The sequence below is a fragment of the Aggregatimonas sangjinii genome, assembly GCF_005943945.1.
Lineage (GTDB): Bacteria > Bacteroidota > Bacteroidia > Flavobacteriales > Flavobacteriaceae > Pelagihabitans > Pelagihabitans sangjinii.
Map to the genome: position 1 here is coordinate 2,243,506 of NZ_CP040710.1, position 26,766 is coordinate 2,270,271.

The 26,766-nt window shown below is 42.6% G+C and carries 24 protein-coding genes and 1 pseudogene; 16 read left to right on the forward strand and 9 right to left on the reverse strand.

Annotated elements, in window-relative coordinates; genetic code table 11:
* Positions 1–413: 413 nt before the first annotated feature.
* The 4 genes from FGM00_RS09185 to prmC form a co-directional block, all read right to left on the reverse strand.
* Positions 414–3,515, reverse strand: coding sequence for a metallophosphoesterase (locus FGM00_RS09185; RefSeq protein ID WP_138852621.1), 3,102 nt, complete (start codon positions 3,513–3,515; stop codon positions 414–416).
* Positions 3,516–3,691: 176 nt separating this feature from the next.
* Complete coding sequence (locus FGM00_RS09190) at positions 3,692–4,273, reverse strand: LOG family protein (protein ID WP_138852622.1); 582 nt, start codon at positions 4,271–4,273, stop codon at positions 3,692–3,694.
* A 12-nt stretch (positions 4,274–4,285) separates the two neighbouring features.
* Complete coding sequence (locus tag FGM00_RS09195; protein ID WP_138852623.1) at positions 4,286–4,678, reverse strand: RidA family protein; 393 nt, start codon at positions 4,676–4,678, stop codon at positions 4,286–4,288.
* Between the two features lie 3 nt (positions 4,679–4,681).
* On the reverse strand, positions 4,682–5,554 hold the full coding sequence (prmC, locus tag FGM00_RS09200; RefSeq protein WP_138852624.1) for a peptide chain release factor N(5)-glutamine methyltransferase: 873 nt from the start codon (positions 5,552–5,554) through the stop codon (positions 4,682–4,684).
* Between the two features lie 83 nt (positions 5,555–5,637).
* Between prmC and ribD the strand changes: the two genes are divergently transcribed.
* The 4 genes from ribD to FGM00_RS09220 are packed head-to-tail and all read left to right on the forward strand — an operon-like array spanning position 5,638 to position 8,770.
* Positions 5,638–6,690: a bifunctional diaminohydroxyphosphoribosylaminopyrimidine deaminase/5-amino-6-(5-phosphoribosylamino)uracil reductase RibD gene (gene ribD / locus FGM00_RS09205; protein ID WP_236262983.1), complete on the forward strand. Its 1,053-nt coding sequence runs from the start codon at positions 5,638–5,640 to the stop codon at positions 6,688–6,690.
* Positions 6,683–7,288, forward strand: coding sequence for an HAD family hydrolase (locus FGM00_RS09210; protein ID WP_138852625.1), 606 nt, complete (start codon positions 6,683–6,685; stop codon positions 7,286–7,288). The genes ribD and FGM00_RS09210 overlap by 8 nt, the downstream gene beginning before the upstream one ends.
* 1 nt (position 7,289) lies before the next feature.
* Positions 7,290–8,153 carry a DMT family transporter gene (locus FGM00_RS09215; protein WP_138852626.1) on the forward strand — a complete coding sequence of 288 codons (864 nt, stop codon included), beginning with the start codon at positions 7,290–7,292 and terminating at the stop codon, positions 8,151–8,153.
* A gap of 5 nt (positions 8,154–8,158) precedes the next feature.
* Positions 8,159–8,770 carry an IMPACT family protein gene (locus FGM00_RS09220; protein ID WP_317130271.1) on the forward strand — a complete coding sequence of 204 codons (612 nt, stop codon included), beginning with the start codon at positions 8,159–8,161 and terminating at the stop codon, positions 8,768–8,770.
* A gap of 38 nt (positions 8,771–8,808) precedes the next feature.
* On the opposite strand, the gene FGM00_RS09225 is transcribed toward FGM00_RS09220, so the two are convergent.
* Positions 8,809–9,207, reverse strand: a complete 399-nt coding sequence (locus tag FGM00_RS09225; protein ID WP_138852628.1) for an acyl-CoA thioesterase — start codon at positions 9,205–9,207, stop codon at positions 8,809–8,811.
* A 206-nt stretch (positions 9,208–9,413) separates the two neighbouring features.
* On the opposite strand from FGM00_RS09225, the gene dnaA reads away from it, so the two are divergent.
* The 3 genes from dnaA to FGM00_RS09240 are packed head-to-tail and all read left to right on the forward strand — an operon-like array spanning position 9,414 to position 12,065.
* The gene (dnaA, locus tag FGM00_RS09230; protein WP_138852629.1) at positions 9,414–10,838 is read left to right on the forward strand and encodes a chromosomal replication initiator protein DnaA; all 1,425 of its coding nucleotides are present in this window, start codon (positions 9,414–9,416) and stop codon (positions 10,836–10,838) included.
* 6 nt (positions 10,839–10,844) lie between these two features.
* Positions 10,845–11,309 carry a low molecular weight protein-tyrosine-phosphatase gene (locus tag FGM00_RS09235; RefSeq protein ID WP_138852630.1) on the forward strand — a complete coding sequence of 155 codons (465 nt, stop codon included), beginning with the start codon at positions 10,845–10,847 and terminating at the stop codon, positions 11,307–11,309.
* Positions 11,310–11,327: 18 nt separating this feature from the next.
* Complete coding sequence (locus tag FGM00_RS09240; protein ID WP_138852631.1) at positions 11,328–12,065, forward strand: SAM-dependent methyltransferase; 738 nt, start codon at positions 11,328–11,330, stop codon at positions 12,063–12,065.
* 128 nt (positions 12,066–12,193) lie between these two features.
* Here the strand turns inward: FGM00_RS09240 and FGM00_RS09245 are convergent, their stop codons facing one another.
* The 4 genes from FGM00_RS09245 to dapF form a co-directional block, all read right to left on the reverse strand.
* The gene (locus FGM00_RS09245) at positions 12,194–12,826 is read right to left on the reverse strand and encodes a hypothetical protein (protein ID WP_138852632.1); all 633 of its coding nucleotides are present in this window, start codon (positions 12,824–12,826) and stop codon (positions 12,194–12,196) included.
* Between the two features lie 145 nt (positions 12,827–12,971).
* Complete coding sequence (gene mltG, locus FGM00_RS09250) at positions 12,972–14,015, reverse strand: endolytic transglycosylase MltG (RefSeq protein ID WP_138852633.1); 1,044 nt, start codon at positions 14,013–14,015, stop codon at positions 12,972–12,974.
* The gene (locus FGM00_RS09255) at positions 14,016–14,540 is read right to left on the reverse strand and encodes a GNAT family N-acetyltransferase (protein ID WP_138852634.1); all 525 of its coding nucleotides are present in this window, start codon (positions 14,538–14,540) and stop codon (positions 14,016–14,018) included.
* Positions 14,528–15,313 carry a diaminopimelate epimerase gene (dapF, locus tag FGM00_RS09260; RefSeq protein WP_138852635.1) on the reverse strand — a complete coding sequence of 262 codons (786 nt, stop codon included), beginning with the start codon at positions 15,311–15,313 and terminating at the stop codon, positions 14,528–14,530. Before dapF ends, FGM00_RS09255 begins: the two co-directional genes overlap by 13 nt.
* A gap of 370 nt (positions 15,314–15,683) precedes the next feature.
* Here dapF and FGM00_RS20140 point away from each other — a divergent pair.
* The 9 genes and pseudogenes from FGM00_RS20140 to FGM00_RS09305 all read left to right on the forward strand — a co-directional run.
* Positions 15,684–16,538 (forward strand): annotated as a pseudogene (locus tag FGM00_RS20140) (S1C family serine protease); the annotation flags it as partial.
* Positions 16,539–16,972: 434 nt separating this feature from the next.
* Positions 16,973–18,421: a glyceraldehyde-3-phosphate dehydrogenase gene (locus FGM00_RS09270; protein WP_138852637.1), complete on the forward strand. Its 1,449-nt coding sequence runs from the start codon at positions 16,973–16,975 to the stop codon at positions 18,419–18,421.
* Positions 18,422–18,651: 230 nt separating this feature from the next.
* Positions 18,652–19,233, forward strand: a complete 582-nt coding sequence (locus FGM00_RS09275) for a tRNA (guanine-N1)-methyltransferase (protein ID WP_317130272.1) — start codon at positions 18,652–18,654, stop codon at positions 19,231–19,233.
* Between the two features lie 35 nt (positions 19,234–19,268).
* A complete protein-coding gene (locus tag FGM00_RS09280) occupies positions 19,269–19,709 on the forward strand; it encodes a GNAT family N-acetyltransferase (protein WP_175416210.1) in 441 nt (146 codons plus the stop codon).
* A gap of 10 nt (positions 19,710–19,719) precedes the next feature.
* Positions 19,720–20,394: a tRNA (guanosine(37)-N1)-methyltransferase TrmD gene (gene trmD / locus FGM00_RS09285; RefSeq protein WP_138852639.1), complete on the forward strand. Its 675-nt coding sequence runs from the start codon at positions 19,720–19,722 to the stop codon at positions 20,392–20,394.
* Between the two features lie 3 nt (positions 20,395–20,397).
* Positions 20,398–20,721: a hypothetical protein gene (locus FGM00_RS09290; RefSeq protein ID WP_138852640.1), complete on the forward strand. Its 324-nt coding sequence runs from the start codon at positions 20,398–20,400 to the stop codon at positions 20,719–20,721.
* 128 nt (positions 20,722–20,849) lie between these two features.
* Positions 20,850–21,200: a 50S ribosomal protein L19 gene (gene rplS, locus FGM00_RS09295; RefSeq protein WP_138852641.1), complete on the forward strand. Its 351-nt coding sequence runs from the start codon at positions 20,850–20,852 to the stop codon at positions 21,198–21,200.
* 841 nt (positions 21,201–22,041) lie between these two features.
* Positions 22,042–24,261: an NADP-dependent isocitrate dehydrogenase gene (locus FGM00_RS09300; RefSeq protein ID WP_138852642.1), complete on the forward strand. Its 2,220-nt coding sequence runs from the start codon at positions 22,042–22,044 to the stop codon at positions 24,259–24,261.
* Positions 24,262–24,388: 127 nt separating this feature from the next.
* Positions 24,389–26,764 carry a TonB-dependent receptor gene (locus FGM00_RS09305; protein WP_138852643.1) on the forward strand — a complete coding sequence of 792 codons (2,376 nt, stop codon included), beginning with the start codon at positions 24,389–24,391 and terminating at the stop codon, positions 26,762–26,764.
* The last annotated feature ends 2 nt before the right edge of the window (positions 26,765–26,766 follow it).

Here is a 26,766-nt window from a genome sequence, read left to right on the forward strand (position 1 = left end):
CCTTTTTTAACCATTGAATTGAAATCGGATGTCTCTACGTCAAAATTGTCCTATAAAATAGAAGGAGTTTATTGTGATCACACGGCAAATAAAAGAACTTAATCTTTCAGCATGGTCCGGGCTATCGTCTAACATGAAGCTCAAAGAAGTGTGAGCATATAAGCTAGCTTTTCCCATAGCATAGGCTATTGAAGAATTCCATGTTCATATTTTTTAGAATCTTACCATTTCAAGCAGTGTCGACTAAAACTAGGTGAGTTGCCTTTGGGATAGAGCTAAGTCAATACAAAAAATGCGGCCTTTTAGATTATATAAACCCAAATGAGTGACCGCACTAGTGGCTGTATTTCTGTTTGCTTAATGGTATGAACAATTCGAGCATCTATCACGAGGTTGCTTGCCCATCATTGCAATCAGTTCTTAAGTACCCGGAAATTTCCAAAGAATTTACCGGCTGTAGATAGGCTCAAATAATATATTCCCGCCGGTGCACTTTCCAGACTGGAAATATTCAGTCGGATTACCTTCTTCTTTACGGTCAACAGTAGTGATCCTTCCCCGATTCTGCGTCGGGTAGCATCCAAGAGCTCATACGTAAGCTCGCCAATGAGCGGTTCTTGCAGTTTAATATTGATCGTACCGTTTTCCGTAGGATTCGGATATAGATGGGGTACATTGGTTTCCGTTTCTTTCAATTCCGAGTCAACCCTAATTTTGAGGCTTGCCGTGCTACTGTCTTCCGTTGCAATAAAAAGTTTTGCCGAATTCGAAGCAGAACCCTCATAAGATTCCACAGTTCTGGTGGTACCGGAAACGGTAATCACAAACACAATAGCGTTTCCTGGAGTCCAATCCGACCTAGAGGTAATTTCATTGATGATATTCGAAAGGTCTGGAGATTGCTTTTTGGCTCCAACTACATTCCAATCATCTGGATTCCACAACACGTTTTGTGAAGTTTTGCTGCGGCCACTTATTTCGAAAGCAGCCCCGATATCAAATGATCGTGCATCACCGGAACGCTCACCGTGAATGGATATCGTACCACTACCCGACCCTACTTCATCTACCGTAAATTCCAGAAAGGCATTCGAAACGGAAGCATTTTTCGGTAAATCGACTTCTTCAAAGTATATACCGATAGTTTGATTATTTTGATCCAAATATGAATCAAAGCCCAATTCCAAATCGGAACTATTTGCATAAAGCCGACCATCTCCCTCCCGCTCCTCGACGTCTTGATTCCCATTGGTAAGTGAATAGGTAGTTTCATTTGAAGCTCCTGTATTACCATCATTCACCGTAATGTCTATGGTTTTTGAGCAACCATCGTTCCTTGTGAGAATATAAACGCCACTATTACTTGAATTGAGTGAAGGAATCAAATAATCATCAGGCTGTTCCGACCCATCCGGTAGCGTAATCGTAACCTGAATATTATTGGGCAACATACTGAGCATTAGCTCGTCTCCTTCTTGAAACGATAAATTGCTCTGACCACTTCTCCATTCCCCGTTTAAACGCCATTCCGGTATAATTTGCCCATCGTCGCATTCCGCCGAGGCTTGTACGATTAAATTTAACACCTCAGAACATCCATTCGACCGAGTCAGCGTGTAAGGACCACTATCAGCCATGCTCACGGACCCCAGATTAAAATCATCGGGACGATCGGTTCCATCAGGTAAGGTTATGGCCACAGGCACATTATTGGGCAGGATACTTAATACCAACTCATCACCCTCGTTTATGACCAAACTATTCGATCCGCTTTCCCATAAACCGTTTAGGCGCCATTCAGGAATGATATCATCCTCGGCGCAGTTGCCTGAACCTTCAACTACAAGATTCAATACCTCCGAACAGCCGTTTGGCTTTGTTAAAGTGTATCTTCCGCTATCCGAGTTCGTTACCGACCCTAAATTATAATTGTCGGGACGCACGGTACCGTCGGGAAGGGTGATTTCGACTTCAACGTTATTCGGTAACATACTTAACACTACTTCATCGCCCGCTTGAACTGTTACGGTATTCTGACCACTATTCCATACCCCGTTCAGGCGCCATTCAGGAATGATTTCGCCATCTTGACAAGAGGTATTGTTTCCCTCTTCAAATATGACCTTCAACCTCGGCGCCGCGTTAGAGCCACCTCCTTCGAACGAATCCGCAGTTCTAGTTCCCATGTCCCCTTTCATGAATAAAGCCAAGGTGTTTCCGGATTCCCATTGGTCGTCGTCAATGATTTCCTGAATGATAAGTGCAAGATTCGGCGACCTTACTTCTTCGCCAATAAAGAGCCAAGGATCCGGATTCCAGCTCAGTTCGGAAACGGTTTTCGGTCTATCGCTCAAATCAAATAATCGAGAAGGGTCAAACGAGCTGACAGGGCTTCCGAGCTGACCTTGAAAGCTCACGTTCGATGGGTCATTCCCAGACTCGTCAACGGTAAAATCGAGATAGGCCTCGGTAATCCTTGCTCCCTTCGGAATATCAATATTACGGTACCTTAACCCTACCGTTTGAAAGTTTTGATTGTCGCTACCGTCAAATCCCAATTCCAAATCCGAGCTATCTACGTAAAGCCGACCACTGGGATCGGCCTCTTCGACATCGTTCGCCCCAGAATCTATACTGTACGTTTTTTGAGTCGAATCCGGATTTTGATTGGAGTCGTCAGAGAGGGTACGTGAATCGATTAAGTCACCATTGACATTGAAAAAACGAAAACGGATTTCATTTGCGGAGGCATTGATACGCATAGCGCCATGCTCATCGGCATACCGAACCTTGGTATCGGGCAATTCTGTTCTAGTGAACGAACGGAGCGTTCTACCCCCCGACCCGTTGACAAAATAAAGCACCCGATCGATCTCAATTCGTTCATAATGATGGTCGTGCCCATAAATAACCGCAGTCGCACCCCATTGTCTATAGGGCCATTGCATTCTCGAGTTCGAACCGTGATATCCGGAAGAAAAAGGAGTATGATGAAAGTAAACTATTTTCCATTTTGACGTAGATGCTGCCAACTTTTGTCGAAGCCATTGACCTTGTACGCTACTTGCAGAAACGCCATCGGGTTCTTCTATATTGCTATTAAGCGAGAAGAAATGTACGTCACCCTTAACGAAATCATAGTAGCGCTCGTTACCGGGGAGTTCAAAATAATCATAGTAAGGTTGGGCATTGTTCGTGTCATAATCATGGTTCCCAGGGGAGGGGAAAAATTGATTGACGGATGCTCCTTCACCAAAAATACCGTTATAGGGATATATGAAATCCGAATAATATTTTCCGATATTCGGGTCTATAGTGCTAGCCTCCCCATCCACGTAGTTATTGTCACCTACAGTCAAAATAAATTCGGGGTTCCAGCTTTTTACCAGTTCCGAAACGGCCAACTCGTTCGAATCGTCAACCCCATAGTCTCCGATAACCGCAAAATCCTGTGCGTAGATCGAACTACAAAATAACAGTATACAAGAAGCAAAATAAGGTTGGAAAATTTTCATTTCGTTTTTTAGCAAAAGTATGATTCGCAATCAATGCAGTGTATAACTTTACAGTAAAATTTTAACACTATACGGGTTATTCCTCTAATTATGTCCTGCTTTGAAATCAGAATCTTATTTTTAGGAAAGAATTTTCGACAATTCCAAAACTGTAGACTTTTCTTGAGAAAGGCGAATCAAACCTGATTTCTCCGAATGCCATTTAGCAAATGTAACGGTCGGTAATTAGTCATTTTAGCCAGCAGGCCGGTTATCGAATCATCAACCAAGAGCATATCATAATTGTCCTGCTTCAAAAAGCCGCAAGCGACCATTTTTTTTAGCATGTTTAACAAGTCATCATAAAAACCGTTGGTATTCAATAGTCCAATGGGGTATTGGTGCAATCCCAACTGCGCCCAGGTCACCATCTCAAAAAGCTCCTCTAGGGTTCCAAAACCTCCCGGCAGCGTAATAATACCATCTGTGAGTTCATGCATTTTCAACTTGCGTTGATGCATATTCCGGGTAATGATCAATTCAGTCAAACCCGGATGAAACACCTCCTTGGTTTTGAGGAAGTCGGGTATAACCCCGATTACCTTTCCACCGGCCCGCAATGCACCGTCTGCCACGGTACCCATTACCCCTATTTTAGCGCCACCGTACACCAATGTAATGTTGCGTTCGGCGAACACCTCCCCCAAACGTGAGGCGGCATTCAAAATTTCCGGATCATTACCTTCACTACTCCCGCAAAACACTACGATACTCGTCATACTACTTGTTATTTAAAGATCTTTTACAGCTGTCCCCGTGATTTTAATTTTCCCTCCAAAAGGAAGTTTTTCAGCCTGGTAAATGGTTCTGGCCGGCCTTCGGGTTTCTGGAAAAAGTGACATAAAAATAGTGTTTACCTTCGGAAGGTCATCCAGATTGTCGAAAGCAATATCGATAAAAACAACATCCTCCATCGCAAAGCCGGCATTTGTTAAGGCAGAAAAGAAATTCGCGAAGGCAAGATTCGACTCTTCTTCAATGGATCCCTCAACGTAAACGCCGTTGAGACCCACCGATAACTGCCCGCTTACAAAGCACATATTATTGACGACCACCGCGTGGCTGATCGGGTTGCTCCATTGCGGCAATCCCTCTCCCGCTACGATGTATTTTTTCTTTGCCATGCATTATCGAGTTATCTTACCCTTCAGCATACGATCATTGCCGTACATATCTTTACGCAGCTCAATTTCCGAAAAATTATGCCCTTGTAATAATTGTATTGCTTCTTTTCCCAAATATTGATTTATTTCTAAAAACAACATGCCATTGTTCTCCAAATTGGTTGCCGCAAAATCAACTATGGCCTTATAAAATTTTAGCGCGTCGTTATCGGGAACGAACAAGGCATTTTCAGGCTCATATTGCAGTACATTCGGCTGCATGTCGACTTTTTCGGATTTGCGTACATAAGGAGGGTTCGATACGATTACATCGAATTTTGTATCCAAGGAATCCAGACTTAATATATTGGAATGTATGAATTGAACCGTCGCTTCATTTTCTTGGGCATTTTTGCGGGCGACTGCCAGAGCCGACTCGGAAACATCCAGCCCATAAACCTTCGCATCGGTCCATTTTTTGGCGAGTAATATGGCAATACAACCACTGCCCGTACCAATATCCAATACGTTGAATGCCGAGTTTTGATTTTTAAATACCGGATCTTCAGCGGTCACATCCAAAACCCATTGCACCAATTCCTCTGTCTCGGGTCGCGGTATCAGTACTCCCTCCTTCACCATAAAATCAAGACCCATAAAATTGGTCTGCCCAACTATGTATTGTATAGGTCGATGTAAACGCAATTGGGACAAAGCCTCGAACAATGGTTGTTCCTCTTCCTTTGAAACCACATAATCGGGTCGTAATGCCAGGATAAAGCGCTCCAGGCCGAGCAATTCTTCGAGCAATAGATAAAAAAAACTATTGACCTCTTCGGACGGATACAAGGCATCCAGTTCTTTATGGAAGATGGTTTTTATTTCATTCAATAACATGTACGCGCTATTATGTTTTCGCAAATAACCTTAATGAGAGATTCCATAGGAATGGCTAGCTTTTAATATCCTATTTTTGCTTGGTGAAGATACTGGAAAAATACATGTTGCGTTGCATCGAAATTGCCGCAAACGGACTGGGAAGTACCGCTCCCAATCCCGCTGTGGGAGCAGTAATCGTTCACGAAGATGTAATTATCGGGGAGGGTTATACCAGCGCCTATGGGGGTCCGCATGCGGAGGTAAATGCGATAAACTCGGTCAAGGACAAGACGCTTTTAAAGGAAGCCAGCCTATTTGTTACTTTGGAACCCTGTTCACACCATGGGAAAACCCCGCCTTGCGCCGATTTAATTAGTTCATATAAAATTCCCAGAGTCGTGGTAGGTCTTATAGACCCTAATCCTTTGGTCGCAGGAAAAGGTATTGCCGCTTTAAGGGCAAAAAACTGTGAAGTGATCATTGGTTTGGCAGAAAAAGAATGTAAAGAACACCACAAGCGGTTCTTGACGTTTCAAACTAAAAAACGGCCTTATATTATCTTGAAATGGGCAGAAACACAAGATGGTTTTGTAGCCCCACTACCAGAAAAACGTGCCGCAAGTCCAGAGCCTTTTTGGATTACCAATGCCAATTCCCGTCAATTAGTGCATCAATGGCGTGCAGAGGAACAAGCCATATTAGTTGGCACCAATACGGCTTTAGAGGATAATCCTAAAATAAATGTAAGGGATTGGGCAGGTAAAAATCCATTTCGGGTGGTTTTGGACAAAAGCTTAAAAATACCAATGAGCCATAACCTTTTGGACAGCAGTACGCCGACCTTGATTTTTACCGAAATTGAAAATGCGTCGCACTATAATAAAGGTGTAAATTATGAAATATTGGATTTTTCAAAAAACCTGCCTACACAAATACTTACCACTCTTCATGAATACCGATTGACGAGTGTATTGATCGAAGGCGGTACGATAACACTACAAACTTTTATCGATGCCAATTTGTGGGACGAAGCCCGTGTTTTTAGCGGAGATACCAATTTCGGAGTCGGCATAAAAGCTCCTCGTTTTTCAGCATCACTCAAAAAGTCCTTTCAAATCAATTCAGATGTGCTAAAGTTTTACCGCAATGCTTAAAAATATCATTTTCGATTTTGGGGACGTCTTTATCAATTTAGACAAGCGAGCCGTGTTTAAGGGGCTTGGCGAACATGATATAAATCTTGTTATAGCTCCTGAATTGGTCGATTTGAACGAAAGATTCGAAGTGGGCGCCATTTCACCGACCGAATTCGTATCGGAATGGGGGGCTATCATTCCAAAATTGGATGCCCAAGAAATCGTTCGTATTTGGAATAGCATTTTATTGGACTTTCCGGATTATCGCCTGGAGTTTTTAGAACAGCTTGCTGCTGAAAAAAAATATCGCCTATTTCTGCTCAGTAATACCAATGCACTGCACATTCCTAAAGTGCAAGAAATTATGGGAGCCGAAAAATACGGCAGGTTCAAAAATTGTTTCGAGCGATTCTACCTATCACATGAAATAGGACTTCGTAAACCCAATTTCGATATTTATGAATTCGTGTTAACGGAAAATAGATTATTGGCTAAGGAGACCCTTTTTATTGACGACACTGAAAAAAATACCGATGCCGCTGCCTCATTGGGCATTAGGGTATGGCATTTAAAGGTTGGCAAAGAAGACATTATTCAACTTAGCACAAGACTGTAATATGCTAGACCTCATTTTAAGTGTACTCTTTTCGAGTATCATCTTTGTCATTTTCAAACTCTTCAATGCCTATAAAGTACAGACACTTTACGCCATTATTGTCAATTATGTGGTCGCCTGTATTGTTGGACTATTGCTTTACAAGGGCACTGTTGCAATCGCTACGATTCCGCAGAAGCCATGGTTTTGGGGAGCTTTCGCCCTAGGGGCCTTGTTTATTATCGTTTTCAATCTGATGGCGGCCACGGCACAGAAAAACGGAGTTTCGGTAGCCTCGGTCGCAACAAAAATGTCACTGGTTATCCCGGTTATAGTTGGTGTTGCCTTCTATAAAGAGGAACTTGGTCCTCTAAAAATATTGGGTATCATTCTGGCTTTGGCAGCGGTGTATTTTGCATCCGTAAAAAGAAAATCAGGAATCATAAAAGTGAGCTCATTTGTATTACCGGTACTCGTTTTTTTGGGCTCGGGTATTATCGATGTAAGCATCAATTACTTTAGGGAAGCTCATATCGCCCCTGAGGATTTTGCGATTTTTTCAGCTACTGTTTTTGCGGCTGCGGCTATTATAGGTCTAGGAACGGTCGTGGTAAAATCAATCCGAAGTACCTTTAAAATAAATCTACGCAATGTGATAGGTGGTATTTGCCTGGGTGTTCCGAACTTTTTTTCGATTTACTTTTTACTTCGCGCCTTAGGCAATGAAGACCTAAACAGCGCCACGGTATTCACCATCAACAATGTAGCCATCGTTATGTGCTCTACCCTGCTGGGTATTTTGTTGTTCAAGGAAAGACTGATCCCAAAAAACTGGCTGGGTATTGCACTTGCCGTCATTAGCATCATTCTAGTAGCTTTATTTTAATGGGGATGCAAACCGATACCTACAAAACCATTTCGAGACCATCCGCCGAACTGCTCTATAAAGAGCGGAAAAGTAAATTTTACGGCAATGCCTATCCCATTCAAACCGAAGAGGAAGTAAAACCGCTAATCGAGGCGTTAAGGAAAAAACATCGTACGGCCAATCATGTATGCTATGCCTGGCAGTTGGGGGTAGAAAACCCAAGGTATCGGGCCAATGATGATGGTGAACCAAACAATTCGGCGGGAATGCCCATATACGGTCAAATACAGTCTTTTGAGGTAACCAATGTATTGGTTACGGTGACCCGCATATTTGGTGGCACCAAATTGGGGGTCGGGGGACTGATAGGCGCCTATCGCGAAACGGCCAGATTAAGCTTAGACGCAGCGGATATTGTTGAACGAATTCTGGAACAATCGATACTGCTACATTTTGGCTATCCGCAGATGGAAAAGGTCATGCGTACCATAAAGCAAGATCAGATAACCATCGTTGCGCAGCGACTCGAAATAGACTGCGAACTTCTCATCGCCATTCAAAAAAGCCGTTCCAAAGAGGTGCTGCAAAAATTTCAAGAAATGTATGGCGTAGCGGCTAAATTCAAAACCTTCTGAAAGTAATTTCCGGTTTTGTGATTTTTTAGATGGAAGTACTATGCTGAAATCGCCTGCAACACATAATCCGGACATTTCATAGGACGCATGGTTTTCATATTGATAAAAGCAAGAACGACTTCAGCCTTGACCAAAAGTTCGTTTTTTTCGTTGAAGATTTCAAACTCGAATTCGATTTTTACGGAGGGTGTTTTTTTGAGTTTGGTCACGACGGTAAGAAGATCGTCATATACAGCGGATTTTTTAAAACTCATCTGTAAAGAGATCACTGGAAGCATAACCCCGTTTTCTTCCATGCTTTTGTAAGAAATTCCGAAGTGCCTTAACCACTCTACCCTGCCCATCTCCAGATATTGCGCGTAATTACCATGATAGACCACTCCCATCTGATCCGTTTCGGCATAGCGTACCCGGAAAGAAATTTTGTTAAAATCCATAAACCTTAGCTTAAAAATTATATATTTAAAGCAATTCGAAAGAAGCGTTCAACATGATGAAAAAAAAGCGAAAATTCAATAGTCTTTGATTTTTTTATTAGGTTTTTTGTTCACATATTTGTCCCACTTGAAAACAGGCATGCTCCTGCCGAATTTCAGCCTACAATCTTTTACTTTTTACTAACCAAGAAATAAGTAAGTTTAGCATGAGTGTTACTGCCAATTCCGTATGGAAAAATTGTTTGGATTTCATTAAGGACAACATCCAACCGCAGGCATTCAAAACTTGGTTCGAACCAATAAAGCCCGTTAAACTTTCCGAAAATGCGTTAAGCATACAGGTACCCAGTAAATTCTTCTACGAATGGCTGGAAGAGCATTACGTAAAACTTCTAAAAGTTGCCTTGACCAAGGAATTGGGTGAAACCGCAAAACTGGTGTATATCATAAAAATGGAAAACACTTACGGCAATCGCGAGCCATTTACCGAAAAAATACCCAGTGCCAACAGGGGTAATTTCGGTGCACAGGAAATGGATGTTCCTATCAAATCGAAAAACCCGGAATTGAAGAACCCTTTCGTAATTCCCGGGATACGCAATATCAAAATCGAATCGCAGCTCAATCCGAACTATAATTTTGAGAATTTTCTTGAAGGGGATGCCAATCGTCTGGCCCGTTCCGCAGGAATGGCCGTCGCGAACAAACCAGGGGGCACATCGTTCAACCCACTTTTGGTCTTTGGCGGTGTCGGTTTGGGAAAGACGCACCTGGCCCACGCCATCGGTGTTGAAATCAAGGATAAATATCCGGAGCGCACCGTACTCTATATTTCTGCCGAAAAGTTTACACAACAGTACATCGAATCGGTCAAGAAAAACACCCGGAACGATTTCATACACTTTTACCAATTGATCGATGTGTTGATTATTGACGATGTGCAATTCCTTTCGGGCAAATCCGGAACCCAGGATGTGTTCTTCCATATTTTCAATCATTTGCATCAAAACGGTAAGCAGGTAATCTTGACTTCGGATAAGGCACCTGTTGATATGCAGGATATCGAGCAACGCTTATTGTCCCGATTTAAATGGGGGCTTTCCGCAGAATTGCAGAACCCGGATTATGAAACGCGTATTTCTATTTTGAAAAACAAGTTATACCGGGATGGTGTCGAGATGCCCGATGATATTATTGAATATGTCGCAAAACACATCAAAACCAATATACGTGAGCTGGAAGGTGCTATTATCTCATTGATAGCGCAATCCTCGTTTAACAAGAAGGAAGTTACCCTTGAATTAGCCCAGCAAGTCGTCGAAAAGTTTGTAAAGAACACGAAACGCGAAGTTTCTATAGACTACATTCAAAAAGTGGTTTCTGATTACTTTGAAATGGATGTGGCCACTTTACAATCGAAAACCAGAAAACGCCATATCGTACAAGCGCGACAGTTGGCCATGTTCTTTGCAAAAAAGTTTACCAAAGCCTCGTTGGCCAGTATTGGTTCGCAAATCGGAAAACGTGATCACGCTACCGTTCTACATGCATGTAAAACCGTGGATAACCTCGCCGAAACCGATAAACAGTTCAGAAAGTATATTGACGACCTTACCAAGAAATTTTCATAATATCAAATGGCAGTCAAGGTTTTAATGGTGTGCCTCGGCAATATCTGCAGGTCGCCCTTGGCGGAAGGACTCTTACAGCAAAAAACAGATCCGGAAAATATAGTTGTCGATTCAGCGGGAACAGGCGGCTTTCATATCGGGAATGCTCCAGATGATAGAAGTATAGCCGTAGCCGCCAAATACGGATTGGACATCAGTAAACAACGCTGCAGAAAATTAGCTACTAAGGATTTAGACACCTTCGATTTGATTTATGCGATGGACAAAAGCAACTATAGGAATATCGTTGCCTTGGCCCGAACCAACGAACAACGGAATAAAATTCGATTATTGTTAAGTGAAACGAACTTAGAAATCGATGAAGTGCCCGACCCCTACTACGGGGGTAAGGACGGTTTTGAAAACGTATATCAAATGATCGATCAGGCCTGTGAGGCAATAGCGAAAAAATTACAAGCCAAAAACCAATAGGGCATAAATCAATAACTAATGGCTTTGGATAAAATCAATTATGGCAAACTGTATTTGATTCCTACCACTTTGGGAGAAAATGAGCCTTTGGAAGTATTGCCTATTTCAATCAAAAGAGCCATCGAGAACATCGACTTTTATATTGTCGAAAACGAAAAATCCGCCCGACGCTTTATCAAAAAAATAAGTCCACGTAAATCGCAGCAGAGCCTTAAACTTGAACTGTTGAACAAGTATACCGAACTTCAAGCGATTCCAACTTTTTTAAACCCTTGCCTTCAAGGTTATGATGTGGGTATCATTTCGGAAGCGGGAGCCCCTGGCATTGCCGATCCCGGAGCAGACGTGGTGAAGATAGCCCATGAAAAGAATATTCAAGCAGTGCCTTTGGTAGGGCCCTCCTCTATTTTCCTGGCTTTGATGGCCAGCGGCATGAACGGACAAAATTTTGCCTTTAACGGTTATCTGCCCATAGACGCTTCGGAACGTAAAAATACCCTAAAACGGTTGGAAAAGTTATCGAAGGAAAACAACCAAAGTCAAATTTTCATTGAAACTCCATACCGTAACGATAAGCTGTTGGCAGAACTGCTGAAAACACTTTCCCGAAACACCTTGCTCTGTATCGCTTGTGATATTACCTTGGCAACCGAATACATCGCGACAAAAACCGTTGACGACTGGAAGCATTCTCCAGTATCACTGCATAAAAGACCGGCAATCTTTATCATTCAGGGCGAGATACCCATTCGTTGAACAAAAAACCGCTGTAAAAAAAACTTGACCAAGTTCTCTTTGGTCAAGTCTTACACATTTTCATATATGGTCCTCTTCATAAAAGAGGACGATATCATCAGTCGCAAAGGCCATGCCCTTGAAAATTTTTAAATCTTTGGGTTTTGCACTGGCGGCACATAAGAAACATCATAACCCGAGAACCGTCTCAAGTAATTGGCAACATCAGTGCCATAAGCATCCCCTGCATTGAGTTTGCCCCATGATCTCAAATATTTTTTTACGTTGCCCGGGCCGGCCAAGTGCGCCGCGGCCAACATACCCGACTCCGTAATCTCTACGCCCCGAATGTGTTTGCCTACAAATCTGGAAATATCCTTTCGTAGAATCCACTTGTTGCGCGAAAGATTAGTGTAAAAAACCTTCTCTTGTAGTACTGGGTCGTTTAAAAAACGAGTTGCATTATATACCCCGACCAGTTGTAAGGTTCCGATGCCAAATTGGTATTTGCCTAAATACCCTAATGTATTGGTGCGAAAATAATCTCCTGCGGATTCTTTGAAAGCCAAGGCTTCCTTAAACCCAATGTAGGAACTACCTAAAAAAGGAGGTGCTACCAAAGGCGCGTTAAAAATAGTACTCCGTTGCGGGTAATTCACCTCTACCTCTTCACAAACCACGAGAGTATCGGGAATTTTCACTTCTGTTCTTTGATCAACCCCGAAACTTACCAAAACCAACAACCCAATAAAAATGCAGAAAAAGAAAATACATTTTTTCATACCTACAATTTTTCAAACCATCGCCCCCAAAGCGCTGGTTCATATTTCATAGGCAAAGATATGGCGGCTATTCGTTGAGGAACCCCAAGAATTCGTTAAAACTACTCGTTTTTGGATAAGGTGCCACAAAGTTGGGTCAAGACGTTTAACGATTAATTCCCTGCGCATTAATCCATCGGACGTACTGTACTTTATTCCTGTTGTGTTGCGCGGCGGTCTTCGCGAACTTGTGGTAACCGAAGTTTTCAACATTGGCGACCATATAAATATAGTCGTGCTGCTCTGGGTTCAAAACAGCTTCTATGGCCGATATATCGGGCATGGTAATAGGCCCAGGTGGTACGCCAGCGTATTTGTAGGTATTATACGGCGAATCGATTTCCAAATCTTTGTAAAGCACCCTTTTGATGACTATATCAAAATCGCCTCTGTGTTTTTTTATGGCATAGATAACAGTAGGGTCGGCCTGTAACAACATGTTCGTCTTTAACCGATTAAGGTAGAGACCGGCCACCCGTGGCCTTTCATCTATTTTTGCTGTCTCCTTGTGCACGATGGCCGCCAAGGCAATCGCCTCGTTAGGTGTTAATCCCTGCTTCTTCGCTTTTTCTATACGTTCCTCGGTCCAGAAGCGTTGATACTCCTTGAGCATCCTGTCGCGGAACTCCTCGGCAGAGGTATTCCAAAAGAATTCGTAACTATTCGGAAGGTAGACGGCCAATTCATTTGTCGCCTCAAGGTTGTTTTCCGAAAGAAATTCAGGGTCCCGCATGGCGGCAAGTAAGGAGACACTATCAGCTTCTATTTGCGTAGCGATACGGCCCGCTAAATTTTCCAGGCGTTCCTGATTGTTGAAAGACACTTTTACCGGAAGGTTCTTACTGCGCAACGAATTGATGATTTCATTGTTGTTCATACCCTTCTTAATGGCATACCTGCCCCCCTTTATATTGGAGGCATAGCCTTTTTTTTGGGCGGCTTGTCCAAATGTTTCAATATCCTGCAGGTAACCACTAAGTGAATCTTTAACCTCTTCGAATCCTGCTTCCGATCTTACGTGTACGATAATCTGGTCTTCCGTAAAACTAGTATTTGGAGACAAAAAGGCACCGTATACCATATAGGCAAATATGCCTCCAAGAACCAATCCGATGCCAACAATGGCCAATAATATCTTCTTAATATACATCTATGTACTAATTTTTTGAAATAGGATTTCATCGGTGAACTCCCCTTCGGAAAAAATCCAGTCTTTTTTAACTCCGGCCTGGGTAAAGCCCAATTTTTTAAACAGGTGTACGGCAGCCATATTTCCAACGCCCACGTTTGCATATAATTGCCTAACATCCAAGGTTGAAAAGGCATAATGCATGAGTAAGGTCAACGCCTCGCCACCCACTCCCTTATCACGTTCATCGCCTTTCATTATTACAATACCGATACCAGCACGCCGGTTCTTGGGGTCAAAGTCGAACAGATCGATCAAACCAACGACTTGGCCTCCGGCAAGACAGATGACCAATCGTAATTGCTTTACATCATAGATATCACGATGGGCATTTTCCAAGTATTTTCGCAGCACATGCTTTGAATATGGGGTAACGGTACCGCTTATTTCCCAAATAGAGGAATCGTTCTCCAATTCGTACAAGAAATTAAGGTCGGCCATTTCCAAGGCACGAAGGTAGCAATGTTGGCCCTTTAATTTTTGCATACGATTTCCCCTTTAAAAACCATTTTAGTCGGTCCGATTAGAAAAACATTTTTATAGCCATTGGTCGCGACTTCGAATTCTACTTCGAGTTCGCCACCTTCGGCATGCAAGCGCACCCTGTTCGAATCAGTTCGTTTGGTATGGTGCATGGCCAGTGCGACTGCGGTCACACCGGTACCACAGGATAAGGTTTCATCCTCCACTCCGCGTTCATAGGTTCTTACCTTAAAAATATTCGCTCCATTGGGTTCCACAAAATTGATATTGCTTCCCTGTTGTCCGTACATACCATAACGCAGTTTGGCACCCTCTTTGGCAACGTCGAGCATCTTGAGATTGTCGACCAGCTGCACATGATGTGGAGAACCGGTATCTAAAAACGTATAATCGGGTTTTTCCTTTACATCCGTCACATCACGCATTTGAAGCTTTACACGGTTATCATCGGTAATGGTAGCGGCATGCATGCCGTCAATGGCATTAAAAGTTGTGGTATTTTGGATAATTCCCAAATACCTTGCGAAAGCTACTAAACAGCGGCCACCGTTACCGCACATGCTGCTCTGGTTTCCATCCGAATTAAAATAGACCATTTTAAAATCGGTTTCGGAATCATTTTCCAAAAGAATGAGCCCATCGGCGCCTATCCCTATTCTTCGATCACATAAAAAAGAGATATACTCCATATCTCCTACAGGGAATGATTCCTCCCGATTATCGACCATGATAAAATCATTTCCGGTACCTTGATATTTGTAAAATGGAAGTTGCATTTCCTATATTTAACCACAAAGATAGCACATTATTTAACGAAATTTTATCCGTTAAGAAGGCGTTAAATCTGTTAAAATCACATGCGGGATTTTCTAAATTTACGTTACCTAATTATTAATCAAATCGTCTATTATAATGAAAAAAGTAAGTAGTTTACTGCTAGTAGCCATTTTTGCCGGAGCTATTACACTCGGATCTTATAAGCTCTTTTTCGAACATCAAAATTTTGCGATTGTAGCAAGTGATAGTGAGGCAAAGACTTTTAATACCAACTTTACCCCTACCTCACCCAAAGGGGCGGGAATTAATGAAGTGGACTTTACTTTAGCCGCCGAGAATACCGTGAATGCTGTTGTACACGTCAAAAATATGACGTTGAGTTCCGGAGGGCCAACAAGTCTTCGGGATTTGTTCTATGGACAAGGGGGCAGCCAAAGAGCTCAGATAGGTACAGGCTCAGGAGTGATTATCTCATCCGACGGCTACATTGTGACCAATAATCATGTTATCGCCGGTGCGGCTAAATTACAGGTAACGCTCAATAACAATCGTAATTATGACGCAGAGGTTATTGGTTCGGATGCGAACACCGACATCGCTTTGCTTAAAATAGACGCGGAAGATAAATTGCCCTATCTCGCTTTTGGGGATTCCGACAATACCAAAATCGGCGAATGGGTATTGGCGGTCGGGAATCCTTTTAATCTTACCTCTACGGTAACTGCCGGAATCGTAAGCGCCAAAGCAAGGGATTTGAATATGGGGAGAAATCAATCCTTTATCCAAACCGATGCTGCCGTAAATCCTGGAAACAGTGGTGGCGCCTTAGTAAACACCAACGGCGATTTAGTAGGTATCAATACGGCGATCAGTTCGCAGACAGGCTCCTACGTGGGTTATTCTTTTGCCGTGCCCAGCAATATTGCCAAGAAAATAGTGGACGATATTTTGGAATATGGCAATGTTAAAAAAGGGTATCTAGGAATCAGTGCGGTGAACACCAAGAGTAGGGAAGCCTTTGAAAATGGTATTAATGAAACCAGCGGTGTTTATGTAGGTTCGGTCGAAAACGGCTTAGGTGCCGATGAGGCTGGAATAGTACCTGGGGATATTATCAAGAAGGTTGACAATATCAAGATTAGAAAGTTTCCCGATCTTACAGGTTATCTATCCACGAAAAGACCTGGAGACGAGGTATCGGTAACCATCGAAAGGGATGGCAAGAACAAAATTCTACCTGTAGTGCTGAAGGAACGAAAATCGCTAACGGTACCTGTAATGGGTCTCGAAGTGAAGAACCTTACCGAAAAAGAAAGGCGTCTATTCAATACCCAAAAAGGAGTACGTGTAGTCGATGTTCCCGAGAGGTATAAAGGTTACGGCCTTGAGGGCAAGGTCATCATCGAAATAGACGGTGAAGACATCAATACCATCGAAGATGCTGATAAACTCTTTAGACGATTATCCGGGAACGGTAGGAACAGTATTACCCTTCTAGATGAGAACGGGGAACGGGAACGCTTGATTTTTCAATAATAGTATAATTTTTTAAAGCCCCTTTTCAGGGGCTTTTTTTATTGGATGAAAACACTTCCGAAAACCTTAGAAATATATACTTTTGCAGCATCAATTACAACAACAGCAAAACCACTATTTTAATGTCTAGTATTAGTTCTTACGAAAAAGAATTGGCTTTTCAGGCCGACCGAAGAAAAGCAACTACCGAATTTATCAAACTCACTAGCGATTTATGGTATGATAAAACCATCGAGGTAGTTTTGTTCAAAAATCAGGTCATCGATAAGAATGTGAGCGATATCATCAATTTGCACGAATATGCCGGAAAATTTGTACAAAAACCCATTTCAATATTCGATTCTGTAGAAATATTAAGGGCCATAAACGATATATCCCTACCCCCCTCGAAATTGGATATCGGCAAACTCACCTACGAATACCATTCAGACGACCAAGGCTTTGCCGATGTGAAAGCCTTTGTAATCGACAAACTCAAAGGAGCACACAAGACCAAGGAAATAAACCCGCAAGATGTGGTGCTTTATGGTTTCGGACGTATTGGCCGCTTGCTGGCCCGAGAACTTATGGCCAAAACCGGAAAAGGCAACCAGCTGCGATTACGTGCCATCGTGACCCGAGGAGAAATCAACGCAGGGGTCCTGGAAAAAAGGGCCAACCTACTTCGTACCGATTCGGTACACGGAAAATTTATGGGTACCGTAAATGCCGATATAAAGAAAAAAGCGCTGATCGTAAACGGTACTACCGTTCATATGCTAAGTGCCGACAGTCCGGAAAGCCTCGATTATTCGAAATATGGTATAGAAAAAGCCCTGGTAATCGATAATACTGGAGCATATAGGGGTAAGGCAAGTCTTGGACAACACCTCAAGGCTAAAGGTGTTTCCAAAGTTTTGCTTACCGCACCGGGCAAAGGAATCCCGAATATCGTTCATGGCGTGAATCACGTTGAGTATGACCCGGACAACCTAAAGATATATTCCGCAGCATCCTGCACCACCAACGCCATTTCGCCGATTCTAAAAGTAATCGATGATTCGCTGGGCATTGTAAAGGGACATCTGGAAACCATACATGCTTACACCAATGATCAAAATTTGATGGACAATATGCATGGCAAATATCGTCGTGGTCGAGCCGCAGCCCTGAATATGGTAATTACCGAAACCGGTGCGGGAAAAGCGGTAACAGAGGCCTTGCCCGGATTGGAGGGTAAACTAACTTCGAACGCTATACGGGTACCCGTCCCAAACGGTTCCCTAGCCATTTTAAATCTGGAAATCAAAAACAAGACGAGTGTCGATGGCATCAACACCATCATCAAAAAATATGCTCTGGAGGGCGATTTGGTGGAACAAATCAAATATTCCTTGAGCAAGGAAGTGGTTTCGTCGGACATTGTCGGTACCTCGGCCCCTTCGATTTATGATAGTATGGCGACCATAGTATCCAGTAATGGAAAAAATGTAGTGCTATATATATGGTATGATAACGAGTATGGGTATTCACATCAGGTTATCCGATTGGCGAAATACATCTCTAAAGTTCGAAGGTTTACGTACTACTAAACTACTTTAGTGCGTGTTGTTTCCCTATAGTTTTACGGGTGCATTGGAAGCCACGCGAAAAAACCCAGTTTTTGGTCATATTAAAATGCATCGGGCAGCTAATACCTTATTTTTTTTCTTAATTGATTTTATTGAATTACTTTTGAGTCCTCTAAATCAAAATTTATTAATACTTAGCAACTAAACTGAAAATGAAAGGTTTAAGAATATTAATTATTATAACCGCTCTAATGGCCGCTCACCTGAACTATGCGCAGGATGATTCGAACGAGGAACTTTTATCGTTAGACAGGGGGCCGATTACAAGTCAATTCGACTATGTGTATAAAAAATCAGGAAACTATCGCTCCGATGGCAAAAGATATGAAGTGGTTCGTGTGATTTCCCTAGATAAACTGAGACAGAATGTCTTGGACACCCTTGAGGTATACAGCAAAAAAGAGGGCGAATTAAAAGCCACGATTGCAGGGCATGAGACCACCATCAGTTCGCTGAACAAAAAATTGGAAGAGACCACTGGAAACTTGGTTTCGGTTACCGAAGAGAAAGACAGTATGTCTTTTTTAGGTATTCAAGTGTCCAAGGCCTCCTATAACACCATGTTATGGACCGCCATCGCCGCTCTTTTGGGTACACTGTTGTTTTTTGTGTACAAATTCAGAAAAAGTAACTCATTGACCCAAGAGGCGAAATCCAATTTATCCGAATTGGAGGTCGAATATGAAGACCATAGGAGACGAGCTCTGGAAAGAGAGCAACGCATCAGCCGGCAGCTACAGGATGAAATCAACAAATACAAAAAAACAAAATAATAGAAAGCTCCGAAAGGAGCTTTTTTTCTACGACCATGATTCAAATCATTACCGCGACTGAAAAAGATATTCCGCTTGTAGCGCCGCTATTCGATGCGTACAGAATCTTTTATAACCAAGAATCGGACTTGGCAGGTGCCGAGCGTTTTCTAAAAAAACGATTCGCCAATAGGGAGTCCGTGATTTTTTTGGCTATGAACGAGGACGAACCAATAGCGTTCACGCAGCTATACACCACATTTTCTTCGGTTTCGATGCGCCCCGTACTGATACTGAACGATTTGTTCGTATCGCCCTCGCACCGCAAAAAAGGTGTTGGCGAAGCACTCTTGAAGCATGCCAAGGAATACTGTTTACAAATGAAGTATAAGGGACTCGCGCTGGAGACTGCCATTGATAATCCCGCGCAGCAACTGTATGAGCGTCTTGGATGGCAAAAAGATACGCATTGTTTTCACTATTTTTGGTCAGCTTAAACTATTCCGGATGCGCATAGATATCATCACCGTACTTCCCGAACTATTAAAGAGTCCGTTCGATGCCTCCATTCTGAAGAGAGCCATTGAAAAAGGACTTGTAGAAGTTCATATGCACAATCTAAGGGACTATACGGATAAGAGCTATAACCAAATAGACGACTATCAGTTCGGTGGGGGCGCGGGAATGGTCATGATGATCGAACCCATTGATAAATGCATTAGTGCATTAAAAGCGGAACGGAGTTATGATGAAGTAATCTATATGACCCCGGACGGGGCAACTTTTAATCAGAAAATGGCAAATAGCCTTTCGTTGTGCGGAAATATCATCATCCTTTGCGGGCATTACAAGGGCGTGGACCAACGTGTGCGCGATACCCTGATTACAAAGGAAATATCCGTTGGTGATTATGTGCTTTCCGGCGGGGAACTTGGTGCGGCCCTGGTCTGTGATGCCATTATTCGATTGATTCCCGGTGTGCTCAACAACGAAACTTCCGCTTTGACCGATAGCTTTCAAGACAATCTATTGGCACCTCCCGTTTTTACGCGTCCTGCAGAATACAAGGGAATGAAGGTTCCCGAAGTGCTGTTAAGCGGGAACTTTCCGAAAATCGAGAAGTGGAGGGAAGATCAGGCCCTAAAACGAACCGAAAAACTAAGACCTGACCTCTTAAAGTAAGTCATGGAAGAGTTACCGGTCCTCAATATATTTGGAGGCATCCTCATCTACATCGCAAAATTTTTGATTGTCATCGCCTCCATACTAGCGGTATACAAAAAGAAGACCACGGGAAGTATTTTATTGCTTATCGGAGCCATTTCGATTTTAGTCGGTGATGTAGCAAGTACCGTTCTGCTCTTTCATGCAGGGCGTACTGGTGCCGAGCAGGTGGTGAAAATTACTGGAGTGAATTCCCTGGTAGCTGCATGCACCCATCTGCTTTTTGCTACAGGGGTATTGGCCTACATTGTTCAGACGGCAAAAGACAAAACAAAAACGGAATAGGCCGAATACCAAAAAAGAGTGTTTTCTTCTTGCCTACTCACAATTATTAACTATTTTTGCGCTCTGTAAAATCAACCTCTGACGAGAATCGTGAACGTTGGTCATTGCATCATAATAAATCCAATATCATGGAAGCATTAATCAATTTTGTAGAGAACGAGTTCGTAACCAAAAAAGAATTTCCAAAATTCTCGGCCGGTGACACGATAACCGTTTATTATGAAATTAAGGAAGGAGAAAAAACACGTACGCAGTTCTTTAAAGGTGTGGTCATTCAGCGCAGAGGCTCTGGCGCTACCGAGACCTTTACGATAAGAAAAATGTCGGGTACCGTTGGTGTAGAACGTATCTTTCCGGTCAATATGCCGGCTTTGCAAAAAGTTGAGGTGAACAAAAAAGGTAAGGTTCGTAGAGCCCGTATCTTCTACTTCAGAGGACTTACAGGTAAGAAAGCAAGAATCAAAGAAGTACGTTCTTAACATTAAAAAACATTTATTGAAAAGCCTTCCGATAAACGGAGGGCTTTTTTATGAACATTTGTTAATTACGATGGTTCATAACATGTTCATTTTAAATATGTTAAATAATTTGGTTGATTAGGTATTTAAAATTATATTTAGGTGTCTTTAAAGGAGAATCTGTCGAAGAAAAGCCTTTAAAAACTATAAAGTTCACGTAATTTATACTGTTGATTTAGTTTTTAAGGATTTGGGTAACCAAACTCTTTTTAAACGAGCAAAGTTGTAAGGGCTGTAGCTTTTACTGAACACTTTGTGAAGGCCCTCGAAGCTTTTTAAAACTTCGGTTTTAAAATCCCTTCTTGAAATTGGAGAAACGGAAAGAAATACATGCGTTGCTTAGTCGTATGATAAAGAACAAATGTATTTTAAACGTGTTGGTAATGATGCAGATGCAATCAATGGTTGCCGTTTTACCTCAAGGGGTAGAACACACAGTTTGCTAGTTACTAAAAGAAAGCCATGTCAATGTACTTGTACAATGATATGGCTTTTGTCATTTTATACTAGTTGTACATGCTCCCTTTCTTCCTGATAATAGCTTCTAAACTTCCCTTTCACTCATCTATATTGCCCTATTAAATTGTATATTTGCACCGCTTATTTCAATTCGAACGTGAAATGACGCATAAAAAACGAACTCTTTAATAGGTCATTGTCAATGGCGTTTGTGTAAAACTTAACCATAACAGGACAAATAAAGGACTTTCTCAAAGTAGCGAAGGCACCGATGAAAAAGAGGGAAAACTAAGGTGTGTTGTAAAAAGTTCAATTGACAGTCTAAACTAAATCCTAAATAGCAATGCCAAAAATCCTATACACTCGAACCGATGAGGCGCCAGCCCTGGCGACACAATCTTTTTTACCCATTGTAAAAGCCTTTACCAAATCGTCGGGAATCGAAATAGAGATCAAAGACATTTCTCTGGCGGCCCGTATTCTTGCCACTTTTCCGGAATTTCTAAAAGAGGAGCAAATAGTAAGCGATGATTTGGCGGTTTTGGGCGAAATGGCCAAAAATCCTGATGCCAATATCATCAAGTTACCCAATATCAGTGCTTCCATTCCGCAGCTGAAAGAGGCCATTGCCGAATTGCAGTCCAAAGGATATGCAGTCCCCTCCTACCCGGACGAGGTAAAAGATGCTGCTTCGGAGGATGTTAAAAATAGATACGACAAAATAAAGGGAAGTGCCGTAAATCCCGTACTGCGTGAAGGTAACTCCGACCGGCGGGCACCAAGGGCGGTAAAGAACTACGCTAAACAAAATCCACATACGATGGGAGAATGGAGCAGCGACTCCAAAACGCACGTCGCGACAATGGATGAAGGTGATTTCCAGAGCAACGAGAAATCCATTACCGTTCCCAAAGCGACGGCCATTACCATCGCGCTGCATCATACCGACGGCCAAACCGAAGTTTTAAAAGAGAAGGTAGAATTATTGGCGGGTGAAATCATCGACGCCACCGTCATGAGCAAAAAGGCCCTGACCGCTTTTCTAAAACAACAGGTCGCCGATGCGAAAGAAAAAGGAGTACTCTTTTCACTGCATATGAAAGCCACAATGATGAAAGTGTCCGATCCCATAATTTTCGGACACGCACTAAAAGCCTATTTTTCCGATGTTTTTGAAAAACACGGGAAGACTCTAGCGGCGGCAGGTATCAATCCCAACAACGGTTTGGAAAGCATGCTGAGTAAATTAAAGGAACTTCCCGCCGAACAAGGGAAAGCCATTGAAGAAGATTTTAGGAATGCAATGGAAAATGGTCCCGCGCTTGCCATGGTCAATTCCGATAAGGGAATTACCAATCTTCATGTACCAAGTGACGTCATCATCGATGCCTCTATGCCGGCTATGATTCGCAATTCAGGTCAAATGTGGAATAGCGAAGGAAATCCTCAAGATACCAAGGCGGTCATCCCAGATAGCAGTTATGCGGGCATTTATACTGCGACCATAGATTTCTGTAAAAAACACGGCGCTTTTGATCCCGTCACCATGGGTACGGTGCCCAATGTTGGGCTTATGGCGCAGAAAGCCGAGGAATATGGCTCTCACGATAAAACGTTTGAAATCAAGGCAGCAGGTACCGTAAAGGTCATCGACCAAAATACGGGGAACACCCTCATCGAACACACGGTGGCTCCTGGAGATATTTGGAGAATGTGCCAGGTAAAAGATGCGCCGATACAAGATTGGATAAAATTAGCCGTAAGCCGTGCAAGAGCGACCAATGATCCTGCGGTTTTCTGGTTGGATGAGCATAGAGCGCACGATGCCGAAATCATCAAGAAAGTAAAGCAATATCTTCCGAATCATGATACAAGTGGATTGGATATTAAAATCCTATCTCCTATTAAAGCCACCGAATACACCTTACAACGCCTTAAGGATGGAAAGGATACCATTTCGGTCTCTGGGAACGTATTGCGTGATTATTTGACGGATTTATTCCCGATTTTAGAAGTAGGCACTAGTGCGAAAATGCTTTCTATCGTTCCCTTGATGAATGGTGGAGGCCTTTTTGAAACCGGTGCAGGCGGTTCGGCACCCAAGCATGTAGAGCAATTTGTCGAGGAAGGGCATTTACGATGGGATTCGCTAGGCGAATTTTTAGCGCTGGGTGTATCCTTGGAATTTTTTGGCGAAAAATACGGAAGCGGGAAGGCCAAAATTTTGGGTGATGCTTTGGATAGCGCTACTGAAAAATTCTTAATCAACGATAAATCGCCTTCGAGAAAGGTGAAGGAGCTGGATACCAGGGGCAGTCATTTCTATTTAGCGTTGTATTGGGCAGAAGCCTTGGCGGAGCAGGAGAAGGATGCAGAACTGAAGGCCATATTTAGCGTGATAGCAAATGTCATGAAGGAAAACGAGGATAAAATATTGTCCGAATTGAAAGCCGCCCAAGGTGCTCCACAAAAAATTGGAGGCTATTACAAACCCGATGTTAATCTGGTGGCGAAAGCCATGCGGCCAAGTGACACCTTAAACGGAATTTTAGAGGCAATGTAGGTCTCTGATTTTTTTTGAATACAATCAAAAACCCTTGCTGCAGGCGAGGGTTTTTGGTTTCACAAATAAAAGTTAAGGTTTTCCGCTTGCCGCTTTTCATACCTATTTTTATAAAAAATTGCATTGAATGTCGCTACGCAAATCGGTACTTCTTTTATTTTTCACCACTTCTTTTTTTCTTGCAACCGCCCAACAAAAATACACTCTTAGCGGAACCGTTTCCGAGGCGTCCAGCAATGAAACTCTTATTGGGGTAACCATAGCGGTACCCGAACTAAAAACGGGGGTTACTACCAACGAATACGGGTTTTACTCCATTACACTTCCTGAAGGCACCTACAAAATATTAATTGATTATTTAGGCTTCAAAAATGTTGTTCAAGAAATTTCATTGATCGAAAATCAAAGAATCAACTTTCAATTGGTCGAGGAAGCGGAACAATTGCAAGAGGTTGTCGTGACCGAAGATGCGGAAAAAATGGATGTTCGGACGCCACAAATGAGCGTAAATGTGCTCTCGGCGGCAACGATTAAAAAAATCCCTGTTATTCTTGGGGAGGCAGATGTCATCAAATCGATATTGTTGTTACCAGGTGTTACCAGCGCAGGAGAAGGCGCCTCCGGATTTAACGTTAGGGGCGGTGCGGTAGACCAAAATTTAATTCTGCTAGACGAGGCGATTATTTTTAACTCCTCTCACCTGTTCGGTTTCTTTTCGGTCTTTAATCCAGATGCCATAAAGGATATCAAACTCTACAAAGGGGGTATTCCAGCGCGCTATGGTGGTCGTGTATCATCCGTTTTGGATATTTACCAAAAGGAAGGCAATAGCAAGGAATTTCATGCCAACGGCGGTATTGGCGTCGTAGCTAGTAGATTGTTGTTGGAAGGTCCGCTCGTAAAAGATAAGGCCGCCTTCCTAATTGGTGGAAGAAGTTCCTATGCCCACCTCTTTTTAAAAGCGGCCGGGGAAGAGAATACGGCCTATTTCTATGATTTGAATGCAAAGCTCAATTACAATATCAATGACCGTAATAGTATTTATTTATCAGGGTATTTCGGACGTGATGTTTTCGGGATAAGCGAAAGTTTCGTCAACACTTATGGCAACGCAACCGGTAATTTTCGATGGAACCACCTCTTCTCGGACAAACTGTTCTCCAATCTTTCCTTGATTTATTCGGACTATTTCTACGGCTTGGAGCTCGATTTCGTAGGTTTCAATTGGAATTCGGGTATTCAAAACTTCAATGTCAAGTACGACCTCAAACATTACCTCAATGACAAACTGCAGGTAAATTATGGCATCAATAACGTTTACTACCAATTCAATCCTGGAAAAATAGAACCTAGCAATTCCGAATCGGGAATTATCGAGGATCAGCTTATTCAAAAATATGCAAACGAATTTGCCGCTTACATCGACGTTGAACATGATATTACCCCAAATCTGAGTTTAGGTTATGGCCTGCGTTACAGTAATTTCATTCGCTTGGGACAGGATGAAATCAACGTTTATGAAGATGACAATCCTGTTTTTTTCGACCCATTATCGTTAGTGTACAGTGAGGGAACGCCCGTTGAAATCGCCAACCCAGGTCGCAATGAAAGTCTCGCGACCTTTAATAATCTCGAGCCGAGAATTTCACTTTCATATGCTATAAATGACAACAGTTCTATCAAAGCCAGCTATACCCGATTGGCGCAATACCTACATTTACTGTCGAACACCAGCTCCCCCACCCCATTGGATGTATGGACGCCCAGCGGCCCATTCACCAAACCGCAATTGTTAGATCAATATGCCTTAGGATTTTTCAAGAATATCAAAAACGGGGAGTATTCCTTTGAGAGCGAGGTTTTTTATAAGGATATCCAGAACCGCATCGATTATATAGATGGAGCCAATCTTATTGCGAATGATGCCATAGAACAAGTGATTCTCAACGGGAAAGCACGTGCCTACGGTCTTGAATTTCTGCTCCGTAAAAACACGGGCAAGTTCCAGGGTTGGTTGGCCTATACGCTTTCCAAATCGGAACAACAGACTCCCGGAAGAACGCCCTTGGAAACCGGGATCAACTTTGGGGAGTGGTACAATACGCCGTATGACAAACCGCATGATCTTTCATTATATGGTAGTTATGACCTAAATGACAAATGGTCTTTTAATACGAACTTTGTTTTCCAGACCGGACAACCCACCAATTACCCTGTTGGGCAGTTTGAATTTCAAGGCCTGGTAGTGCCCTTTTACGGTGCTAGAAATACGGAGCGACTACCGGCTTATCATCGCGTTGATATTGCCGCGACCTTAACGCCCAGAAAAAACAAAGGCCGCAATTTTAAAGGGGAATGGGTATTTAGCGTATACAATGTGTATAACAGAAGGAATGCGGCATCTATCAATTTTAGACGTAATCAGGATACTGGATCGAACGAGGCAATACGTACTTCTATTTTTGGAGTCGTTCCTGCAGTTACCTATAATTTTAAATTTTAAAC